Source organism: Neisseria sp. 19428wB4_WF04 (assembly GCF_015235335.1).
GTDB lineage: Bacteria > Pseudomonadota > Gammaproteobacteria > Burkholderiales > Neisseriaceae > Neisseria > Neisseria musculi.
In genome coordinates, this window is record NZ_JADGLG010000232.1 from 1 (window position 1) to 255 (window position 255).

1 protein-coding gene is annotated in these 255 nt (G+C 45.9%); it reads right to left on the reverse strand.

What is annotated here, in order from left to right:
• Positions 1-255: transposase (locus IR141_RS13115; RefSeq protein ID WP_167743245.1), on the reverse strand; the 255-nt coding region annotated here is incomplete at both ends.

Consider the following 255-nt stretch of genomic DNA (forward strand, 5'->3'; position numbering starts at 1 on the left):
AAGCTTTCAATACCATTGATGTGCCCGGTACCATCCGCAAACTCATTTTGTCCGTGATTAACGCGCAAATGTTTAGAGTAGCCCGCATCGACCAGGCCGCTGTAACCGCGCCGGCTATCAGAATAAAGAACACCCTCCAGAGAGACCTTTCCCAATATAACAGCTTGAAGTGTTTGCTTTTTACAATCAGGAACGATTTCGGTATAAACCCTGCCGTCTCTTTCGAAAATACCAAAGACGGGTTGTTTAAGCGTT